Annotated in this window: 1 protein-coding gene; it reads right to left on the bottom strand. The window is 62.5% G+C overall.

The annotated features are described in order from the left end of the window. Positions 1–809: cyclopropane mycolic acid synthase family methyltransferase (locus A5646_RS00535; protein WP_067019077.1), on the bottom strand; the 809-nt coding region annotated here is incomplete at its 3' end.

The raw sequence follows: 809 nt of genomic DNA, 5'->3' as shown, positions 1-809 counted from the left end.
GAGAACTGATTGACGTCGGTGTAGCCCGCACGGAACAACTTCGCGCAGCCGGTCAGGTACTTCATGTACCGGTCGTAGACCTCCTGGGACTGGATGGCGATCGCCTGCTCGCGATTGGCCTCGAGTGCCTCGGCCCACAGGTCCAAGGTCCTGGCGTAGTGCAGCTGCAGCGACTGGACGCGGGTCAGGTCGAAGCCCGCGGTCACTCCGTACTCGCCGACGGTCTGCGGCGTCGGCAGCCAGCCGCCGGGGAAGATCTCGGCCAGGATGAACTGCGAGAACTGCACGATTTCGTGGGTCAGCTTCAGGCCCTTGGCCCGCGCGTCTTTGAACGACGGCCGAACGATGGTGTGCAGCAACATCACTCCGCCGGGCGGCAGCGCCTGGTAGGCCATTTTGAAGAAGCGGCCGTAGCGCTGCCGGCCGAAGTGCTCGAACGCGCCGATGGACACGATGCGGTCCACGGGCTCGTGGAACTTCTCCCAGCCCTCCAGCAGCACCCGCCGGCTGCGGGGGGTGTCCATCTGATCGAAGGACTGCTGCACGTGCTCGGCCTGGTTTTCCGACAGTGTGAGGCCGACGACGTTGACGTCGTACTTCTCGATGGCCCGCCGCAGGGTGGCCCCCCAGCCGCAACCGATGTCCAGCAGCGTCATCCCGGGTTCGAGCTTCAATTTGCCCAGCGCCAGATCGAACTTCGCAATTTGGGCTTCTTCGAGAGTCATGTCATCACGCTCGAAGTAGGCGCAGGTGTAGCCCATCGTCGCGTCTAAGAATAATGCGAAAAATTCATTCGAGACATCGTAAAT

Origin of the sequence: Mycobacterium sp. 1245499.0 (assembly GCF_001673615.1) — a bacterium.
GTDB classification, from domain to species: Bacteria; Actinomycetota; Actinomycetes; order Mycobacteriales; family Mycobacteriaceae; genus Mycobacterium; species Mycobacterium europaeum_A.
This window is presented reverse-complemented; position numbering and strand designations above follow the sequence as displayed.